Annotated in this window: 10 protein-coding genes; 5 read left to right on the forward strand and 5 right to left on the reverse strand. The window is 37.3% G+C overall.

The window, feature by feature from the left end:
• The first annotated feature begins 7 nt into the window (after positions 1-7).
• Together PVK70_RS06885 and ppnP are read left to right on the forward strand one after the other, a co-directional pair.
• Positions 8-829, forward strand: coding sequence for a phosphate ABC transporter substrate-binding protein (locus PVK70_RS06885; RefSeq protein WP_130048105.1), 822 nt, complete (start codon positions 8-10; stop codon positions 827-829).
• 67 nt (positions 830-896) lie between these two features.
• Complete coding sequence (gene ppnP, locus PVK70_RS06890; RefSeq protein ID WP_130048106.1) at positions 897-1,178, forward strand: pyrimidine/purine nucleoside phosphorylase; 282 nt, start codon at positions 897-899, stop codon at positions 1,176-1,178.
• Between the two features lie 95 nt (positions 1,179-1,273).
• Here the strand turns inward: ppnP and PVK70_RS06895 are convergent, their stop codons facing one another.
• Positions 1,274-2,656 (reverse strand): DEAD/DEAH box helicase, encoded by a 1,383-nt coding sequence (locus PVK70_RS06895; RefSeq protein ID WP_130045872.1) that lies wholly within the window; start codon positions 2,654-2,656, stop codon positions 1,274-1,276.
• 184 nt (positions 2,657-2,840) lie between these two features.
• Between PVK70_RS06895 and PVK70_RS06900 the strand changes: the two genes are divergently transcribed.
• Complete coding sequence (locus PVK70_RS06900; protein ID WP_130048107.1) at positions 2,841-3,668, forward strand: DUF2797 domain-containing protein; 828 nt, start codon at positions 2,841-2,843, stop codon at positions 3,666-3,668.
• A gap of 103 nt (positions 3,669-3,771) precedes the next feature.
• On the opposite strand, the gene PVK70_RS06905 is transcribed toward PVK70_RS06900, so the two are convergent.
• The 3 genes from PVK70_RS06905 to PVK70_RS06915 are packed head-to-tail and all read right to left on the reverse strand — an operon-like array spanning position 3,772 to position 18,365.
• Positions 3,772-4,719, reverse strand: coding sequence for an OmpA family protein (locus tag PVK70_RS06905; RefSeq protein WP_130048108.1), 948 nt, complete (start codon positions 4,717-4,719; stop codon positions 3,772-3,774).
• An 11-nt stretch (positions 4,720-4,730) separates the two neighbouring features.
• The gene (locus PVK70_RS06910) at positions 4,731-8,258 is read right to left on the reverse strand and encodes a hypothetical protein (protein WP_130048109.1); all 3,528 of its coding nucleotides are present in this window, start codon (positions 8,256-8,258) and stop codon (positions 4,731-4,733) included.
• A gap of 39 nt (positions 8,259-8,297) precedes the next feature.
• Positions 8,298-18,365 (reverse strand): DUF11 domain-containing protein, encoded by a 10,068-nt coding sequence (locus PVK70_RS06915; RefSeq protein ID WP_130048110.1) that lies wholly within the window; start codon positions 18,363-18,365, stop codon positions 8,298-8,300.
• A gap of 452 nt (positions 18,366-18,817) precedes the next feature.
• Between PVK70_RS06915 and PVK70_RS06920 the strand changes: the two genes are divergently transcribed.
• Both PVK70_RS06920 and ylqF read left to right on the forward strand, forming a co-directional pair.
• The gene (locus tag PVK70_RS06920) at positions 18,818-19,621 is read left to right on the forward strand and encodes an EAL domain-containing protein (RefSeq protein WP_130048111.1); all 804 of its coding nucleotides are present in this window, start codon (positions 18,818-18,820) and stop codon (positions 19,619-19,621) included.
• Positions 19,622-19,686: 65 nt separating this feature from the next.
• Positions 19,687-20,622 carry a ribosome biogenesis GTPase YlqF gene (ylqF, locus tag PVK70_RS06925; RefSeq protein ID WP_130045866.1) on the forward strand — a complete coding sequence of 312 codons (936 nt, stop codon included), beginning with the start codon at positions 19,687-19,689 and terminating at the stop codon, positions 20,620-20,622.
• A 79-nt stretch (positions 20,623-20,701) separates the two neighbouring features.
• On the opposite strand, the gene PVK70_RS06930 is transcribed toward ylqF, so the two are convergent.
• Positions 20,702-21,673, reverse strand: coding sequence for a CobW family GTP-binding protein (locus PVK70_RS06930; RefSeq protein WP_130048112.1), 972 nt, complete (start codon positions 21,671-21,673; stop codon positions 20,702-20,704).
• Positions 21,674-21,846: the final 173 nt, after the last annotated feature.

Consider the following 21,846-nt stretch of genomic DNA (forward strand, 5'->3'; position numbering starts at 1 on the left):
TTAGGTCATGTTTAAAGCACTCAGTTACACCACTTTTATCACGGGATTACTTTTTAGCTCAACCCTTTTTGCCGCCGATAACAATATGGTTATTGCAGGTTCGACCTCTGTTTCTACTTTATTAGAACCTTTTATTGAAGAGTATAATCAAGCAACCAAACCGTCCATTGATTTACAAAGCATTGGCTCTAGTGCTGGCATAACTATGTTGGAAAATAATATTGTCAGTTTAGCGATTAGCTCTCGTCAACTTACGCCTAAAGAAAAACTGTCTCTTTCTTCAAATCTTATCGCCTATGATGCAATTGCTATTATCACCCACCCAGATAATCCAATTAATAACCTTTCTGCTGATAATATATGGAAGATCTATCATGGAGATATTACTAACTGGAAACAAGTTGGTGGTGAAGACAAAGAGATTGCTGTTATAACAAGAGAAATAGCGTCAGGCTCTCGCTTTTCATTTGAGAAACACCTTAAACTAACCAAAGAAATTAACTCATTTACGGTTTCTGATATCAGCAAAAAAGCGATTGTTGTAAACGGTACAAGTATGGTTAAGAGTATTGTGGCACGTAACCCACACGCGATTGGTTATGTTTCTGCGGGATCGATTGGTGATCTAGCACAATTGCAAGTTGTTAAAATTAATGGTATTTCACCAAGCACAGAATCCATCTCTGATAAAAAATACCCTCTCTCTCGCCCTTTCTTGTTTGTATATAAAAATGAAGACCTTCCTTCTGATTCACAAAAATTCATTGATTACATAAACTCAAAGCAATCAATTTCTAAAATAAAATCATTAGGTTATGTAAAAGAATAGTTGAAATAAAATAGCGAATAATTTATTGTGAAAATTAATACAGTCAGAATCACAACAAGGAAGAACCATGTTAACTGTAAATAGCTATTTTGAAGACAAAGTTAAATCAATTGGCTTTGTTCAAAAGAACAATTCAATTTCTGTTGGTGTTATGTTACCGGGTAACTATACTTTTGGAACAAATGCAGCAGAGAAAATGTCTGTAATCACAGGGGCTCTTACTATAAAGCGCTCTACGGATGCTGATTGGGTAGTGTTTAGTTCTGGAGAAGATTTCTCAGTTGAAGGCAACTCTTCATTTGACGTTAAAGTTGAAGTTGAAACCGCATACTTATGTGAGTATTTATAATCACTAGAGTATACAAGTTACTCAGTAATTAATAAAAAAGCCAAGTGAATGAAGGTTCACTTGGCTTTTTATATTCTTAATGTATAAACAACGGTTTATTCGTCATCTACTACTAATTTTTTTGGCTTTTTCTTTGGCATAAACACTTGATCACCCACTGCTACGTTAGTGTGGAATGAATTATCACGTTTCTTCGCTGTTTTTGGCTTATGAGTTCCGCGTTTTGCTGTATTTTTCTTAGCATCTGCTTTCTTCACAAACGTACGTTTCTTCTTCGGTACAAGCCCTTTGAATTTGCCTTTTAGATCTTCAAATACAGAGAACGTTAATTCTTTTTGTAAGAAATTCTCTATACGCTTAAAGCTTTCCCAGTCTTTTGGCCCAACAAGAGAAATCGCTGTACCTTTCTTACCAGCACGCCCTGTACGACCAACACGGTGAACGTATTCTTCCATATGTTTTGGCATATCGAAATTGATAACGTGAGTTACGCTAGTTAAATCTAAACCACGCGAAGCAACATCTGTTGTCACTAGTATTTTATGTGCGCGACGCTCAAACTGGCTCATGATGTTATTACGAGCGGTTTGATTCATGTCACCACTTAATGCAACGGCTTTAAGGTTACGTTCGTTCAGTAAATTAGTTAAACGATCGGTATCAACACGTGTTGCTGTAAAGATCATGATTTGGAAGTATTTTTCCGTTTCAATGATTTTATCTAACAACGCTTGCTTATGATCTAAGTGATCACACAAGTAAAAGCTTTGCGTAATATCTGTATGCTCATCGGTAGATAAACCAACAGAAACAAACTTAGGGTTATCCAGCATGTTACCTGCAAACTGAGTTACCGCATCATGATCTAACGTTGCAGAGAACATTAAAGTTTGACGACGACGATGGTTTGCTGCTTGATGAATTTTTTGAAGATGATCTGCAAAACCTAAGTCAAGCATACGGTCAGCTTCATCAAGAATAAGCATTTCTAATCCATTTAAGAATAAAGATTGATGCTCTATGTGATCCGCTAAACGACCAGGAGTTGCTACGATAAATTTAGGGAATTTACGAAGTGCATTGACTTGATCATTAAAGTTTTCACCACCAGTGATCAATGCAGCATCGTACGTTAACCCGCCCAACATTGCACGTAGGTGCGTATATACTTGTTTTGCGAGTTCACGTGTTGGCGCTAAAATCACAGCTCGTGGATCATTTTTAGAAAACGACTTTGATTTTAGTGATTTATGAAGCATTGGTAATACAAACGCGAGTGTTTTACCTGACCCAGTTTTTGATGATGCAAGAATGTCTTTTCCTGCCATCGCAATAGGAACTGCTTTACGCTGAATTTCAGTTGGTTTTTTGATGTTCTGGTGAGCGAGATTTTTTAATAGGCGATTATCTAAACCTAAATCTTTAAATTGCAAAAGCTGCACTCCAATTTCGAGTATTATTGATGGATAACCAGTCATTCTGGTCTAATGAGGCGGAGTATAGCATAAGACTCCTTTAACCTTGCACATAATTCTTCATTTGGTCACTTACACTCACCCATCACTTTGCTACAATGCTTCTATAAACGATAAGATAGACAATATCTTTAATAATAAAAACATTCGATAATAAACATATTTATAATAAGTAATAGAGAAGTCTATGAGCATTCAAATCACTGGAACAATAGCAAAAATGCGCGCATCCCTACTTGATGGCGCAGTACAATACCGTCTACCGGTAGGAGAGGAAGAAGTCGAACTCAACGCTCTCATTGGTCAAACGCTGACATTAACGCATACGGGCAATATTTTCTGTTGCTCTTGCGGTAAAAAAACAAAGAAAAGTTACTCTCAAGGACATTGTTTTGTCTGCATGAAAAAACTGGCAAGCTGTGATATGTGCATCATGAAACCAGAAACGTGTCATTTTGCAGAAGGGACTTGTCGCGAACCTCAGTGGGGAGAAGCTAACTGTTTTGTTGATCATTATGTTTATCTATCAAACACTTCAAGTTTAAAGGTAGGTATTACTCGCCACACTCAAATCCCAACGCGCTGGATTGACCAAGGTGCAACACAAGGGTTACCTATCGCTAAAGTTAAGAACCGTTTAATTTCAGGATTAGTTGAAATTGAATTAGCAAAATTAATCGCAGATAAGACCAATTGGCGTACCTTATTAAAAGGCAATAATGAGCCATTAGCGCTAAAAGAAGCGGCATTAGAACTCCTTCCTCAAGTAGAAGAAGCGATTGCGAAAATTCAAGCTGAACACGGTGAAGATTCTGTTGAACTATTAGATGAAAATATTCTTGATATCGCATTCCCTATTAATGAATTTCCAACCAAAATTGTCAGCCATAATTTTGATAAAAACCCTGAAGTTACTGGTGTATTAAATGGCATTAAAGGTCAATATTTACTGTTTGATACGGGTGTAATTAATATTCGTAAATTCGGGTCTTACGAAGTAACCGTGACCGCGTAACTTAATAAGGGCGTCCATTGTATAAATGAATGCCCTTCCTTCTCTATTCTTTTATATTATTCAGTTACTAAACATCCCTTTACGCATATCAGCCCCTAATGATCTATTCATTATTATTGATTGACTCATTCTTTTCAGTTTCAGTTAAAGATTCAATCTTTTCTTCAGGTAATGGACCTTCCTTAAAAACAACAAATGCACGACGGTTTTCAGCATTGGCTTTCAAAGAATGCTCTTCAACTATCGGATCATTTTCACCAAATGATTTTACTTCCCATACAAACTGCGTTGGATCTACTCTGGTTTTTAAGTATTCTTGTACCGCAATAGAGCGTTCTTTGGCTAGTTTCTCGTTATAACTTACAGAACCTTGATAATCTGTATGCCCCGCGATTAAAATTCGCCCTGTTAATCCTTCTAATTTTAAAGCTAATTTGTCTAACTCTACCTTATCTTTCTCTTTTAATATTGATTTATCAAAATCAAAATGGGATGCCATAGTGACGTAGACTTTACGCTTTGGCTCTGGTGGTAAACAAGCAGGGTTTGTCTCTTTTTCAACGGTTTGCTCAAACACTAAAAAAGCACGACGGTTAATCGCGTTTGCTTCTAATGTTTTCCCCTCTGCAATTGGTTTTTTCTCACCGTAGTATTTTATTTCCCACTCATAGTTTTCAGCATTAAGATTTTGCAGGAGGTAAGCTTTTATGGACTCAGCTCGTTTAAGTGATAACTGCTCATTGTATTTTACTGAACCTTGATAATCAGTGTGACCAACAATCGCAACACGACCTTTTAATTTTTTAATTTCATTAATAAATTGGTTTAATGAAGTATGATCCGCTTCCATTAATTCTGATTTATCGAACTCAAAATGCTCTGCCACAGCAATTTGAATTTCACGTTGAGGGACTAAACACTCTGCGATTAAAAACTTTTGAACTCGTTCATCGTATTTATCAATATTCTCTTGGCTAACATAGGTGTCTGTACTGCACCCAAAGAAAGAAAGAAGAGTTAACCCAACCAGCAATTGTTTTTTTCTATTCATCTTCTCTTCCTTTAAATTTTCCCGATGAGGTTAATAAAGACCCCTCTTGCATCGTAATCATCATCATTCGTTAAATTGTCATCAAAACGAGAGAAGTTATAACCAATACCCATTTTAAAGTTATCTGTCAGGTGTTTATTAAATGAAATTAATGCGCCGTCTTCCATTTCGTCATATTGTGTATCAACCTTCCAATGATATTGACCTGTGATATCCCAATTTTTCATAATACGATAAGAGGCACTAATACCCGTTAGATAAATTTGGCTGTTTACATCAACGGTAGCACCTGAAGCTCTATCAAAGCGTTCATATTTATCTTTATATGCATATTTTGCACCAAAGTCCCAGTGCGCATCCCACGAATAAATTGCTTCTGTCTCGATGATATGACTTTCTTCATCAGAATATTCTACGTCTCGATTTAAATTATCAAAATCAACTAAGTAGGTATAGCGAGCTAACAGGTTAAGTTTATCGTTATAAATAGGACGGTAGGCTAAGCCGATGCTTGATTCAATAAATCGCGCTAACATTTCATTGTTTGTTTCATTCTCAGAGCGAGAATAATTAAACTTACCAAATACAGTGTATTCTTCCGTTAAGTGATGAGTGTAACTGTTGGTTGTTACCCACTGCTCTATTTTTTCATTGGTTTCTTCAGTTTCATCTACGCGGTATTCGATCTTATTCTTCAATAAGACATCATCGAGATCGAAACTAACATTAAAGCTCACTGCCTTACGATAGACAATACCAGTAATGCTATTGTTTGGATCATTATTGTATTCAATTTCGCCTTGTTGATAAGCAATACCGATATCAATATCATCGGTAAATTCATTATCAAAGCCAAACGAATCAATGCGGCCTTTGCCATTATTCTCATTAACAAATTGGTTTTCTTGATAGAAATCGACGGTTTGTGTTAATGCTGCTCTCTGACCTAAAATAACGTTATTCTGGTCTTGATAATTATCATCAACATAGGTGACATAAGTCGAGTAATCTTGAGTTACATCATAATTTACCGTTGCTTCTGCAGCATCACCTCGACTGCCCGTGGTATACGCGCCACCTAGCGTTAAATCGTCTAAAACACGGGTTTCTGCACCAAGAGTGATGCTGTCATTATCATCATAAGAATCCGTCGCATCGACAGTAGTTTGCCCCTTAATGTAAACGCTGTTTTCGCTATCCCATAAATACTCTGCTTTGGCTCCAGCAAGTGATCCTGTCCCTGATTCTTTTTGCTGATTCAGTTCTTTAATATGTTTACCCGCAACTGACAATTTTATATGTTCGGTAACCAAGAATTGCGCTTCAGCTTCAACTTGTTCTGTATCTGTTTCTAAGGTGCCATCTAGCTCTTTCTCTTCCATCGAAGTAAAACGTGTAGATATTTGAACACGGTCGCTCACTTGTAAGCGAACTTCAGTACCGTAAGACTCTTGCTCTAAATCATCGCTTTGGCTTGCATAAGAGTAACCAGCATCTTTGGATTTGTACCACGCTTTAACGTCATTACCTACTGCCCCAAATAAATCAGGTGCTAAGTCATATAAACTTGCTACACCAAGAACTTGTATATTATTACCTTCACGATCATCCATACTACCTGATGAAATTGGTGTGAAAGTCAAACCGCCATCAAAAGAGACAAAGTTACTATCTGCCTGTGTTCCTGTCGTATGACCAAATTCCGTTTTTAAATAGGTGCCTTCTGTTGCTCGAAGCGTTAGGTCTGTTGAATACAACTCGTAATCTTGGCTGTCTTTCTCTTCCGTAATATAAGTAGCACCAATACCAATATAATCGTTCGCCCAACCTTTAACTCGGCCACCGTAAGCCATCGCATCTTGAGCATCTTTTCCGCGAGGAACATACTCATAATCAACAGAAAGGTAATTCTCATAACCACCACGTGGAGAGTCATCAATTACCGAACCAAAACTGTCTGAAACAATATCAGATAAAGGACGAGTTAAAATAATTCGGCCTTGATACTCATCAATTTCATAATCTCGACCAGGTTGTAATGGAAGCTCTTTCTCAACAATACCACTGTCTTTATTCATGACTTTTATCATGACTTTATCACTACCAGGAAGTACTTCACCATGCTGTAGAAAATACAGTGAACCGCCAGTACCTAAAAATTCGTCATGTGAATACAAAGAATCGGCTTGTGATGCAAAACCGACAATGTTTAAACGATCTTCACCATATATAGTGGTTTCTCTTGTTCGATAATCCCCTCTAAAACCATAGAGACTACGGTTATAATCGCCGTTATCTGTTCCTGTTATCCCTGTATTGAAATTACCCCATAAATATTGAGACTTATCATACTGGATATCTAAATAGACCTTACCTTTGGTATTGACAACTTTTTGGATATTCGCACCATCGCCATAGTTGCCATACATCATCTCATCATCTCCATCGACAATATCAAAAACAGTTGAACTGTCATTGGCTGCAAATGGATTTTTAAACATGTCTTTTACAGCACTTTCTTTAGTATCGACATGGGCAACAACGCGCAGTTTATCTCCAAATTTACCTTGCCCGAAATAGGCGAGACGCCCTTGGTTATAGATATCTTTAGCATACTGGTCATTAACCTCTAGTGCTCCAGCACTACCACCAACACGATTTGCACCGACATAAAAATCAGCTAGACCTGCTTGCGCATAGTAGGTGTCAGGAATTCGTGCGTACAATGAAAAACGACGCTCTTCACCAGAGTCAAATACGACCGTCGTAGGAAATCGATAAGCGTCAGTTGGTAAGAATATTTCGGCGTAAAGTTTTCCTTCTGTAACATCAAACTCATCTTCACCAATAATAACTTTACCAACACCATCTAGTCCTGTACCAATAAATTTAGCCAATCCTGATGAGGTTGGAATGTTATGACGCATTAGGGTCGACTTCCCAAAATGACGACCATTTTCTTCATCATTTGCATTCTTATCTATCGACAAATCTTTATCTGGACGAACTAAATCAACCACACCAATAGTGGTAACATCCATATTTCCGTCTTTATCCCACACTTTAAGTCTAAACAATAATTGCTCGCCAAGCTTAAATTGATAATCCACATCCGTAGAACCATCCCATTCAATATCGGTGCTATTGGCTAACGTGTCGCCTTTTTTTATCACCAGAGGCTCTGACAAATGGCGATCAGCGCCTCGATATACTTCTAGCTGCCACGTTTTTATGTAATAACTGTAGTTTGTGTTAACTGAAAAATTCACTGAATTAACTAAACTGCCATCCGAAATTTCAACTTCATCGTTAACACTTAAATCCAATACTGGATCAAATTTAGTGATATCACGACTTGCCCAAATAGCCCCTTCCTCTAAATAGATACGAGAGCTGTCTGTTTGTTCATGAGCATCTACTGAAATACCCATACTGTCTGAATCCAACTGCTGTAAATTGTCGGTATTTTTTGCGAGCACCATTATAGGTAATGCGGATAACACACACACCGTTAACTGACTCTTTTTAAATACGTTCATATATCTCCTAATAACTTCTATTCTTATTTTTATATTGAGTTATTTTTCATCTTTGCTTTGAATACTGAAATTAAATTTTGTCAGTGCATGCGGTGTTATACGTAACACCTTTGGGTTTTCACTGATAACGGTCATGCCTGTTGGCAATGAATCACTATCAACCTTTACAAGGAATTGTTTGCCTTTTTTATCCAATACCCACTGATCTGGCACGTGATAGCGACCATATTGATCCGTTTCAATAATAATACCTTCAACCGTAAGTAGCCTAACGCCTGGAATACCATCTTCATATAACCCCATATTCTCTATGATAATTTCCCATAAATAATGAGATCCATCTTTATAGAGATTTCGAGTGATGTTCAGATTTTCTCCGGTTAGACCCTCTTGTCGTTCATCGGTATGGCTTGTGATCACTGAATCATCTTTTTTGAACAATATGTAAGTGCCATCTTCTGTCGTTACCGTAAAATCAAACTTATCTCGTGTGGTGGTTGCAAATTGCAGTACCGCTTTATTACCCTCTGGTAAGGTTCTGTTTCTAGAAAGTCCAAATAAATGATCAATAACAATACTTTTATTTATTGGTGCAACTTCTTTTTCAGTAAGCGCCTCTTCTTGGCCTTGAATTTCTAAAGTCGTTGAATTAACGACATAAACGGATGACGGAATATCAGCAGTGATCGTAATATCAAAGGCAGTGGCTTCGGCTTGGTAGCCATCACCATTATGATCTTCAAACACTTTCCCGATAATTGAAGCGGTATCAAATAGCTTATCAGGGGTTATTTCAACCGTTGCGCTACTCATGTTTGACTTAATTTCTAATGGTCCACTTGTCATCCCTTCTGCCGGTGTCATGGCATAGGCTGTATTCACATAACTGCCAAATGTGGCTCCTACCGTTACACGCAATAAGTACCGAACACGAACTTTTTCTTGGATTGTTGAACCGCTTGAACCATACGCCAACATATCGCCAATATTGAATGTTAAAACGCTGGTGATGCTTGGGTCTTGGTTGGTAAATACATCATCAAATGTATCAAATTCGCCATCTGGACCACTGTTAGTAATTTCAGTCGAACCTTCAAGATATTGGAAACCTGATGGGTATCTATCTTCTAGTTTAACGCCTTTAAATTCGGCTTCATTGTAATTTTCAATAATCACTTCATACTCAATAACATCACCAACTTGAGCGCTGTCTTTAAGTGCTCTTTTAGTTACTAGGAGTTCACCTTCATTATCTGCAAATTTCTTAACGTGTATTGTGACGCTGTCTTCTGCTGTTATTCCACTTGGAGTAGTCACCGTAAAAGTGTTGGTAATATCATCATCAAGTCCTTTACCTATTTTACCGACAACGATAATTTCAAAAGCATTACCTTCATAAGCTTTTAGAGTCTGTGTTGAGTTAAGATCAATCGAATTTTGGGTATCTATTATCGTTCCACCTGGGAATTCTATGATCTTTGACGTCCACTCTGTAAACAGAGGATTACCATTAGCCCCTTGAAGTTTGGAAATTTCATCAAGTAAGCGTACACCTGATACATCTGCTGAGCCTCGATTCGTAACACCTAGTGTAAAGATGATTTCGTCGTCATCGTTTGTGTATTCTGCTTTATCTGCTATTTTCTTCACCATCAAAACAACGCCTTCAGGTTTTAAAATCGCAGTTGAATCTATCACAGATGTTCCATCATCCATCGTCGCTGTATTACTGATATCACCTAAAGCATTCGAATTAACAATACCTTTTACAATAAAGTCTACAGTGGCATTTGGGGCTAAATTAACAGAAACATTAAGATCATTACCAATAGGCAATGGGTCTATCGTTGTTGTACTGTATTTATCATTTTGTATGTCGTAATTAATATTCCATGAACTAAACGCATCTTCAGTTGCACCTAAGATTGTCGTTACTTGTAGATCACTAATGATGTCGGTGATCTGTATATTTTGAGCAAAGCTAGCTGCATTATTTACTAAAGTAATATGAAATTCTGCTTCTTCTCCTGCAATGTATCTTGCCTCTTGAGTCCCATCTTTTACTGTTTTAATAAAAGAGACATTTTGCGCTGCAGGTTTTAATTCGGCATCATCCGTTGCTGTTATGCCATTAAATTTCATCGTGGCGGTATTTTTTATAACACCAGAGGCTTTGACATTCACCTCTCCGCTAACTATAAATGTCACGGTATCAAGCGGAGCGAGATCAATATTGACCTGAATATCTTCATTAATCGTCGAACTAGTTCGTGTTATAACGGTATCAGAATCATTCGCTTCAACATCTAAAACCCAATGGCTGAATGCTTGCTCTTGTATGCCATCTATCGTTTCTACAGTTAAAGCTGAAATGATGTCGTCTAATTTAATGTCGTCGGCAAAGCCATTGGTGCCATTGGTTACGGTAATAACAAAATCTGATGTTTCACCTGGAACATAGGTCTCAACCGGCGCTTCTTTTAGTAAAGTAACGACTGGAATAATAGGAAGGCTAATCGCTTCTGCGGTTTGAGTAACACCATCAAGTTCAACGGTAACTGTATTTTTAACTTCGCCATGAATCGTTGGTAATAACTTACCGCTGATGGTAATTTCCAACTCATCGTTTGGCGCTATCTCAATCATTCCATTAATGTCACCGGAAGTAATCGTTGGGATAACCGTATGCCCGGTTAATGAACTTCCAGAAATACTAATAGAAGCGGGATCAAATGCAGTTAATGTATTTCCATCGATTGTTGGGCTTTCAATTGTAGATACAAAATCACTAATCTGAACATCTTTGGCCCATGCTGCGGTCGTATTTGTCACTTTAATGGTATACGTTAATGTATCACCAGCTTCATAGATTGGTTTATCTACTACTTTCGTTACCGTTAATGATGCATTTTCCGGTGTATAAGTAACCTCTGCTCTTTTTATTTTGTTTTCAGCATCTGTAACATTAACAATATTAGTAATATCACCCATTGCATCATCATTTACGTTTCCTTCTAGATGCAGATTAATGATATGTGATGGTGCGATATTGTAATTAACTTCATAGCCATCAGTCCCTGTGACTTCACTGCCAGCTACCATTTGTGATAATGACGGTTCAACTCCAATAACTGATACATCAGTAATGTCCCACTGTTCAAATGCGCGCCCTTCTCTGGCTTGGCCTGCAAAATCAGTTTTTATTGATTTACTTAGATCACTAATATTGACATTAGTTACATAGCCACCACCAGTATTCTCAACTTGAACATCAAACCCAATGGTCTCCCCTGGAACATAAGTAGCCGGAGTTTTAGATGCAGTTTTTGTTACGGATAGCTCACCCTTTTCTGGAACAATATAGCCTACATCAACTTGATACTTTGCCCCGTTGACAGTTACCGTATTTGTAAACTGGCCAATCGCATCTTTTCTGATCATGCCATCAATAACGATCTCCACTTCTGTCATGGTTGAATCAGGATTTTTAGCTGCCATTTTTATAACAGAATTAATATCACCACTTGTAGGTAACGTACTGATATCCGTATAGCTTGGTGATGAATCATAGTCACCATCAGATACTACACGTGACGTAATCAACCATGACTCCAAAGCCGGTTGCATGGAACCATCTGCAGCTTTCACCATAAATGTTGAGATAGGATCAACAACTGTAACTTCAGTGTTAGTGTCTGATTTATTTAAGATTCGAATCGTGTATTTAATTGGTTGCCCTGGTGAGTAAGTGCTGATATCAGAGGCTTTCATGGCAACTATCTTAGCCGTGCCCGCTGCCAATGTTACATCATTAGAATTGACACCATCTATCTGAGCGGTATTTACTATTGACCCTGTTGCATTATTTGACACCGTTCCTGATATCTCAAACTTCAAGCTGTCCCCAGACATCAAATCAAACGTTGCATTTAAGTCCGATGAACCGTCATACTGCCCTGAAATAGAAAATCGAGAAGGATCTGGCTGCTCAATAAGGTGCACATTACTTGATGTAAATGCATCAATACCATCAGAGGTTTTTAAAGCACTAATTAGATCTTTTATTACGATATCATTAGCAGTACCTTCACCGTCATTTCGCACCATGACTTCATAAGTCACTTGTCCGCTTGGGTTGTATTGACAACCACTGCCAGTCGTTGACGGAAATGAACACGTATTACTGTCTGATGTTGTATTAATTACTGTTTTTTCAAATACTAATAAAGGTGCTACTGGTGGAATAGGATCTGTTGTAACTGTATTATTACCACCTATTGCCGTATTGGCATCAACAATTCCTACGGCATCCTCTCGAATATTCCCTGTAATGGTAAAAGTAATATCTTCCATTGGAGCAATATCTAAACCATCTGACGCTTTAATATCAAGATCATCTTTAGGATCGTAATCTAAAGGCTTTGTATCAATATCAGCATCCAAACCTGTTGTTACTACATCCGTAATATTGGTGTTGATTAATGCAGGCTCTATCGCCCCACCAATAACTTCTACTTTTAATTCAGAAAGTAAATCTTGAATGATCGTATTATCACGCCAAACAGGTTGAATGTTTTTTACAACAAATTGATATTCTACACTATCACCCGGCTTATAAGTGTCACCGCTACTATAAGAATTGCCTGCAATTGATATGATCTTTTTAGTAACTTCTAGTCCACTAGGGTCTGAATTAATATGTGATTTTGAAAAACCACTGCCATTATATAAAGGCGTAATTTGAATGGCATCTAAGCTATCGTCACGGATTTGTGATTCCATTACGAAGTCGATCCATCCATTAGGTGCGATAGAAACATAATCCAAATCAATATCCGCATTATCACCACCAACAAACGAACCAATTGACGTCATTGACTCACCTGAGGTGGTTGCTGTTACTTTCCAGCCATTGGGCTGATATACGCTATCTTTCTGATTATCTCCTTGCCCTACAGCCGTTTGTGCTAATTTCACTTTTAATTCTGAGAACTTTTCAACCAACGATTTCCCATACTCTGTACCATCACCGTTATTCTCTAAACGTAAGTGATAGTAGACTTTCTGATCATCAACTTGGTGGTTATAATTCGTTTTAACTGAAGTTAATGCGCTATCTGAATAGGCGTTATGAATTTTTTTAATAACCGAAGGTAGCATAACGGAACGATCAGAACTCACACTATATCTGCCAGCAATAAGCGCTTCATTTTTGAATTCCCCAACCGCACTCTCTACAATATGAGCCTTTATTTTATATCTAACAAACGAGCCTAATGGAGCTGAGCTTTTCGCAGCTAGATCAAAAGTTGTATCAATATTCTCGTTATCTTTAACGGTCCCTGGGTTAGATATTGGGCTTCTATCTGTTTCCGTTGTTATCTCCCAGCTATCAAAAGCAGGGCACGTATAAGTACTGCCAGTATTAATGTTATAGCAGTCAGTTACTATTGAGCGAATTCTGTCGATAATTGCGATATCATTCAAATGCACTTCATTATCATTAATAATTTCAATTTGATATTCAACAAATCCATCCGGCTTATAACCTGCTAAACCAGAACTCAACTTAGTAACACCATCAGTATCGTAGTAAGCTAAAATGGTTTTTGAATAATCAAATTTTTGAGCATCTGGCTTAGATATGGCGCTCACGCGGTCACCATTAACCGATAGTATGTTAATAATATCCCCAACCGCTTCTGGGTTTATGGTTGTCGTCACCACATAATCAATAGTCGCTCCTGCTGGGATTGACGCTCTTGTATTAATGTCTTTTCCATTAGTCACCGTACCAACCTGAGCATTACCTCCAGACGACCCGCCAGTTACTACTGGGTTTATTGTCCAACCTGGCATAAATGCAGGGCCTAAATTACCATCGACAAGCTCAACCTGAACTTTGGATATTTCATCAAGCACAGGAATATCGTAAGCATTACCTTTTCCGTCATTAGTAATAAGCAAATGGTAAGTTAACGTTTCACCCGGTTTATAGTTAATCTCATCAACTTCTTTAGAGAAGGTTAAATGAAACTCATTTGGTCGAATCGTTATACCACCAATATCTATATCACCTACTGCATCATCTCGAACAATGCCTTTTACTGTATATAAGACATAGTCACCACCGGCTACATCTATTGTGGTATTAATATTTTTATTATTTTCAACCGTTCCGTCGAGGGTACCATCCGTAGTACCACGACCACCATTAGCATCATCTTTAATTACATCAACAGAGAATACGTTTGTGAATGGGTTTTCTGAAGTACCATCCATAAGTAGAACGTTCAAACCTAAAATATCCTCAGATACTTTATGGTTATTTAAGTAACCCGTTTTAGAAAGCACTTTGATGGTATAAGTTAATTCATCACCAGGGCTGTAATACTGATTAGGAGAACCATTAACCAACACCTGTCTAATGGTATCAGCACCATTCCAAGTAATTTCATTTTCGTGATGTGAAATATGAGATTGTTCTGTTACCTCCCCAAAATCACGATAAACATAAGCATCATTAGGCAACAAATTAGTTAGTGAACCAGACATCACCGTACCAACGTAATTGTCTTTAACTCTAGCTTTAATTTGGAAGGTTTTCACTTCTTGTGGCGCAAGCTCTAATACATCAGATGATCCTACTGCTGGATAAATAAAATCATCCGTATTTTGAGGGCCAAAAGAAGCCTCACCATCAAGTTTTATTTGCCAATAGTCAAAGGGAGACTGGTCTACGTCATTTTCAAAATGATCGTCTTTATCGTTTGCTAGTACAGATTTTATTTGAGACATAAGATCAGCAACTGTAAGTCTTTTTGCAGTAATCGTCGTACTGTTGTTCAATAACGATATGCTATAGGTAATGTCTTCACCAGGGACCACTTTCACTTTATCTGAGGTTTTTAAGATCGATATATTAAGTTTTTCTGTTACGGTCCCGTTACCTATTTCTGCCGTTGATGAATGATCCGTACCTGTAGCAGGATCATGGATTTCTACCGTATTTGATATTTCATCTTTCACATAATCGGATTTAACCGTACCAATAACTTTATAAACAACATAACCCATACCATTATAATCACCAGATGATTCTTTTGGATCAATATCAACTTTGGACTGAATATTTCCACCGTCTGACCATGTAGATTTTACATCAGCATAACTACCACTTTTAGTGTGCCCTTCTGTTGCTGCTTGAATTGTCCAGCCTGGTTCAAATACATCCATACCAATAATATCATCACTGACATCTACGTCATTGGCATACCCTGCTCCTTTATTGAAGACATAAATATTGAACTCGACAGTTTCTCCAACTTTAAACGCATCATTAGGCGTTGTTTTAGTTACCAATACATCCGGATCTTTAGGATGAACCCATGCATTATCACTATTCGACTTTCCATTGTCTGGTGTAGAAACTGTGGCAATATTATTAAACTTTCCCCAAACAATTTTATTATCATCAGTACGGTCAATCTGTGCTGTAATCGTATAAATAATGCGAACATTCGGCGGAATTTGTGCTGTTGTATTTAAGTCTTTATTATTTTCGACGATACCTACATCAGTAGCAGCCAAAAGCTCTGCTTCTTCTTGTGATGACAAACCAGAAGCATCAATTACTTCTTTCTCCGTTGCAATTGTCCAAGTAGTAAATACTGGAATTTGAGTATTATCAGGTTCTAATATATCCGCTTGGATAGTAGAGATCGGATCTATCACGTCAACATTAGTAGCATAGCCATTTGATTTGTCATTTTTTAATACGAGTTGATACGTCACTGTTGTTGCCGGTTTTGAGTATGAGGTTTGCTCTCCACTAAACGTCGCCGCTCCATCAATTTTTACGGCTTTATTTATCGTCACAGCGAAATCTCTTGGTACCGAGCCTCTATCTGCGATTGCTTTACCATCAACAATCACCTCATTTGTTATTGTACTATTTGCTGTTGCAATTGTTCTTGCACTTATGGTGTAAGTTATTGTAGTTTTTGGTTCAATTGTCGCTTTTACATCTAAAATATCGGGATAAACAATAGATCCAGAGAGCCCTGTATCTGTTGAATTTGCAGGAGTTCCATCAATATGCTCCGCGCTTGCTGTAACGGACCAATAAGAATAAGCGGGAACAGAGTTACCATGAATATCAGTCACCATGATTGCCGCTAAATCATCAACAACAGAGACTTGATCGGCAAAGCCATCGCCGTTATTTGTTACTTGTATAGTATAAGTAAGCAGTTGACCTGATGAATAATAATAAGAATCGACATCTTTTGTTACCGATAAACTGTCATCAGGCATTTCAACCCCTGTCCCATCTTCTGTTACATCATCGGCACAGCTCGGATCATTATCAATGATAATCCCAATGCTAGTATCATTAACCGTAGCTGTCAGTTTATAGATGACCTTTTTACCGGGAGCTACATCGGGTGAAACAACAACATCACCCGTTCCTGACGCTGTAAATTTACCCGCATCTGTTCCTTGATTATCACTGCCATCAGTAACTTCTAACTTCCATGATTTAAAAGCACTTGCCGAGCCAGCACCACCCGCTTGCTCTGTTTTAATACATGACAGTTTATCAACGACAATCAAATTATTAGCAAAATACTTACTTGACGTATTTTCAACCGTAATGTCATAAACCACCTCGCCACCAGGGGTATACTGACTTTGTGATGTCGATTTGGTGATTTTAATTTCTGGATCGGCTGTTTGTAGCACTTTTTCAGCATTAATCGGAGCCGTAATTTGGCTCACCGAGTTAGCTAAAGACCCATCAGATTTTAAGACTTTTGCGGTTAAGTTCTTAATTTCACCGATAGTTACAGGGGTGATTGTGGCTGAAATTAAATAATCAATTGTCTCACCAGGATAGACAGAAACCACATCATCAAATGCTGTATCTGTTAGTTCACCACTGTCATTAAGAGCCGATACAGAGTTGCTACCAATCGTATTTACTTTAGATATCCATGAGTTATATGGATTACCTTGTACATCAGTCTGATCAAGCTTAATTGCATCTAAATCATTACCTAAAGTAGACAGCAAGTCTGAAATGTTATGTTGGACATGATAATTATGAACAATACCACCACCGGTATTCTCAACACTAAGATGAACTTTCATTTCACCATTAACCAAATAAGGCGTTGTATTTTCAAATTCATGATTTGTAATGGTCAACTCACCAATAATTGGTGGCGTTGTGAGTTGGTTACTACTTAGATTCCCCTCTTTGGTTACTGAGTCAGCAGAAGTGACAATGTCACCGACCAAAGTACCAATAACAGCCGCTTTGATTGTGTAGGTTATGCTGCCACTAACATCAAGAGTAGCATCACTAACTACAAGATCTCCTTGTGAAGCAAAAGTACCCGTATCACTGCCTGATCCACTTTTTTTTGCTGTAATAGAAACCGATGAAAATGGAGAAACAGAATTGCCATCAATAGATTCAACCGATAAAGAGGAAAACAATTGATTAATGGCTAGGTGCTGAACTTTATAACTGCCTGTATTTTCAGCCTTTAGTGTATAAGTTAACAGATCGTTTAATTCGTATTGGCTTTTATCGACAGAAAGAGTCAATGTATATTCATAAGGTGCTGGCGTGATAATTTGTGTATTTGAATCAATACTTTCTAATGGGGAAGTTACATTTGCTTGAATAGGAATATCAGTAATAGCGGTATCTGAAACTCTTGCTAAAACAGTATAAGTTAGCACACCACCCTGTTGTAATTTCGCATTGCTAACCATAAGGTCACCTGACGTACTAAAATCCCCTTTATTAGAGAACCAAGTAGCAGAACCTGATATTTCCGTTGATTGAAAAGCGAGTTCAGAACCTGACATTGCAGACATAAACTCGGAAGATACTGAAATATCATCAATGGTAACTGAAGATACATTGGTGACAGTAACTTGATAGGATACGATTTCATTGTTTTCATAAATCGCACTATCAGCCGTAATAGCAATAGTCAGATCAGCAGAGTGAGCGCCGATAGATAAAAACAAGCCAATAAACAAACTAAATAGCTTAGTACTAAAACTATTTTTTAAATGAGAAATAAACATTCTTATTAATACACCAATCAAATTTTAAACTGTCACAACTTCATAAATCAATGATCTACTTTAGAGTAAACAAACCACCTAAACGTCACATCAATGTCAAAACCAGTTAATATTAGATTATAATATGTAACATTTATGAGAATGTTATGTCGAAATTTTATTGGTGCTACCTATATCTCATTTTTTGTTCACTAATCTAGAGAAATCATCTGAAATTAAAATGGAATTCTCTAAATTATAAATACCTAAAATAGAAAAAAGGCATTATTCCCTCCCCAAATTAGAGTGAAGGTTTACTCATTATTAGATTTAGTTACATTAGTTTGAGTTGCTACTCCCTACCATTTCTTTTTGCCTTATTATGTGATTTAACTCGATAATTAATACTAATTTATTTGATTAGATTTATTGATTCAGTTATCAATATCAAATGCTATTGAAGGGAGTCGAGCATGATTTTAGCCACACCAAATGAATTTGAACCATACTTATTTATTGATAGTAAAAGTGGCTCATACTACTCAAAATATGACAATTTCATATTACAAAGTGTATTTCAACCCATTGTAGATATTCAAAATAAAGTGATTGGGTATGAGGCACTACTTCGTATTTTTGATCACAAGATGACGTCAATACGCCCCGATCTTTTTTTCAAAAGTAAAACTCATTCATTAGAAGACATATTGAATATTGAAAGACTTAGCCGGATTATCCATATCCGAAACTTTTCAACCTTTGCATCTGACGATTGCCAACTCTTTCTTAATGTATTACCAGAGTCGGCCATCCATTTTCATCAGCATAAGCTTAAAAATATCAATATATCTTTACTTGAGGTTCGAATAAAACAGCTAGGTTTAACCCCACAACAAGTGACACTAGAGTTGCTTGAATTCCACTATCATGATGAAGAGGGACTAGCTACCGCTATTCAGGGTATTAAAGAACATGGGTTTAATGTGGCTATTGATGACTTTGGTTGTGAAGCATCAAGTAAAAAAAGAGTATCCAGTTTAAACCCTCATATCATTAAAATAGACCGTAAATTACTTCTGCAATACGATAAAGGGTTAACCCAACCATTATTATCTGCGATCGCTTTAGCAAAAAAAGAAAATGCAAAAGTCGTTATTGAAGGCATAGAAACACCATTACAATATGAAAAAATGAAAGCATTAGGTGTTGAATATTTTCAAGGTTTTTTAATAGGTAAACCTTTACCGTTACATCAACAAAAACACCAAGCAGCGTAACTTCCCTTTACTCTTTTCACTTTGTCGCTAAAATAGCGTTTTTGATTTTTTAAAGGATTCACGCTATGTCCATCCAATGGTTCCCTGGTCACATGCATAAAGCTCAAAAAGAGATCGCTGAGGTGATCCCTAAAATTGATGTGATCATTGAAGTACTTGATGCTCGTATCCCTTTCAGTAGTGAGAATCCAATGATTGCCTCTCTACGCCAAGATAAGCCTTGTATTAAAGTTTTGAACAAGCGTGATTTAGCTGATCCTGAAGTGACTCAACTTTGGATTGAGCATCTTGAGAAAGAGCAAGGTGTTACAGCAATGGCAGTGACAACCAGTAATCCAGATGAAATCCATAAAATTATGGAAAGATGCCGTAAGTTGGTCCCGCACCGTGAAGCGATGGGAAAAAACGTTCGAACCATGATTATGGGTATTCCAAATGTGGGTAAATCAACCATCATTAATACCTTAGCCGGACGTATGATTGCAGTAACCGGTAACCAACCAGCGGTAACTCGTCGCCAACAACGTATTAATTTACAAAATGGCGTTGTTCTCTCTGACACTCCTGGAATTTTATGGCCTAAAGTTGAAAACCCACACAGTGGTTTCCGTCTTGCTGCCACAGGTGCCGTTAAAGATACAGCAATGGAATACGATGAAGTTGCCTTTTATACTGTTGAGTATTTAGCAAAACAGTACCCAGAGCGTTTGAAAGAGCGTTATAACTTAGATGAATTACCAAATAACGATGTAGAATTGATGGAAGCAATTGGTCGTAGTCGCGGTTGTTTACAAGCTGGCGGACGAATTAACATCTATAAAGCGTCTGAAATTCTACTTCATGAGCTACGTTCTGGCACATTAGGTCAATTAACTCTAGAGCTTCCCGACATGATCCCTGCTGAACTTGAAGCCGTTGAAATTGCAGCAGCGCTTAAAGTTGAACAACAAATTAAGAAAAAAGAAGAGCGCCGTAAGCGTTACTTGAAAAACAAACGTTAATTCTTTTTAAATATATACATAAAAAGAGAGGCTAACCAATAAGTTAACCTCTCTTTTTTTATTGTTATTACTGAACCTATTACTCTTCAATAAGTAAACTTAATAACACACCCTCTAACTGATCCCAAGGTAACAACTGAGTATCAATCACTTCTAATTTTGATTCCATGCCATCAATGCTAAGTAAGTTAACAGAAACAACGCCATTAGCAACATTGAATGCATAAAAGCCTTTGTTCGTGTTCATCACCGCTTTAACACGCTCAGCAGTCAGCGCTGAGAGCATTGAAAATAACTCATCAAAATCAAATACTGATTCAGCCCCAAAGAACCAACCACAGCTAACATAACCCTGCCCTTTATTTTCTTTACGACAAAATTTTTGACCCGGTTCTAATACCATCTCCACTATTTCTTGCTCTGCATGATGGTGATGGTGCTCTTCAATGATTAAGTCAGTGGTTCGATCTTCCTCTAACCAGTGTAAAGGTAATTCTCCACGGTCAATAGCGGTTGATTTTGGTTGATGTAGTAACGATTTAACCCAAGAATGAAATAAACATTCATCATAGTCTGATGCCATATCCATTTTAGTCGCAACAACGATATCTGAGATATTTAATTGATCATTAAAGTTTTGATTACTCGTATACTTCTCATCAGATAGGTTTCTAGGATCAACAAGGCCGATGGTTGCTTTTAAGTCAATATAATTCTTGTAGTTTTCTGACTGCAAAATAGCCAGTATTTTTTTAGGGTGGCCTAAGCCTGTTGGTTCAATTATCAAACGGTCTGGTTTTTGTCTTAAAAGCGCATTTATCCCGACCGACATCGGTAACCCTGCGGTGCAACACATACAACCCCCAGGGACCTCTTTTACCATTGCGCCACTTTCCGTTAAGAATGCACCATCAATACCAACTTCACCAAATTCATTGACTAAAACAGCCCAAGATTCATTTTCAGGTTTATTTTTTAGCAATTGTAATATCGTGGTGGTTTTTCCGACCCCAAGAAAGCCAGTAATAATATTAGTTGGTATTTTTTTCATAACATTGCTCATAATTAGTAAGATTTGTTAATGATACCTCTAGCGCGTCTCAGTCTGCTAATTATTTTAAAGAACTTATTGATTATTTCATAAAATCAATTACATAAAATTACGTTTTGAGTTATGTTAATGATATGTAGAAATGGAAATTTTTCTTACAACACACATTGATA

The organism is Aliivibrio sp. A6 (assembly GCF_028765505.1).
In the GTDB taxonomy this organism is placed as follows: Bacteria; Pseudomonadota; Gammaproteobacteria; order Enterobacterales; family Vibrionaceae; genus Aliivibrio; species Aliivibrio finisterrensis_A.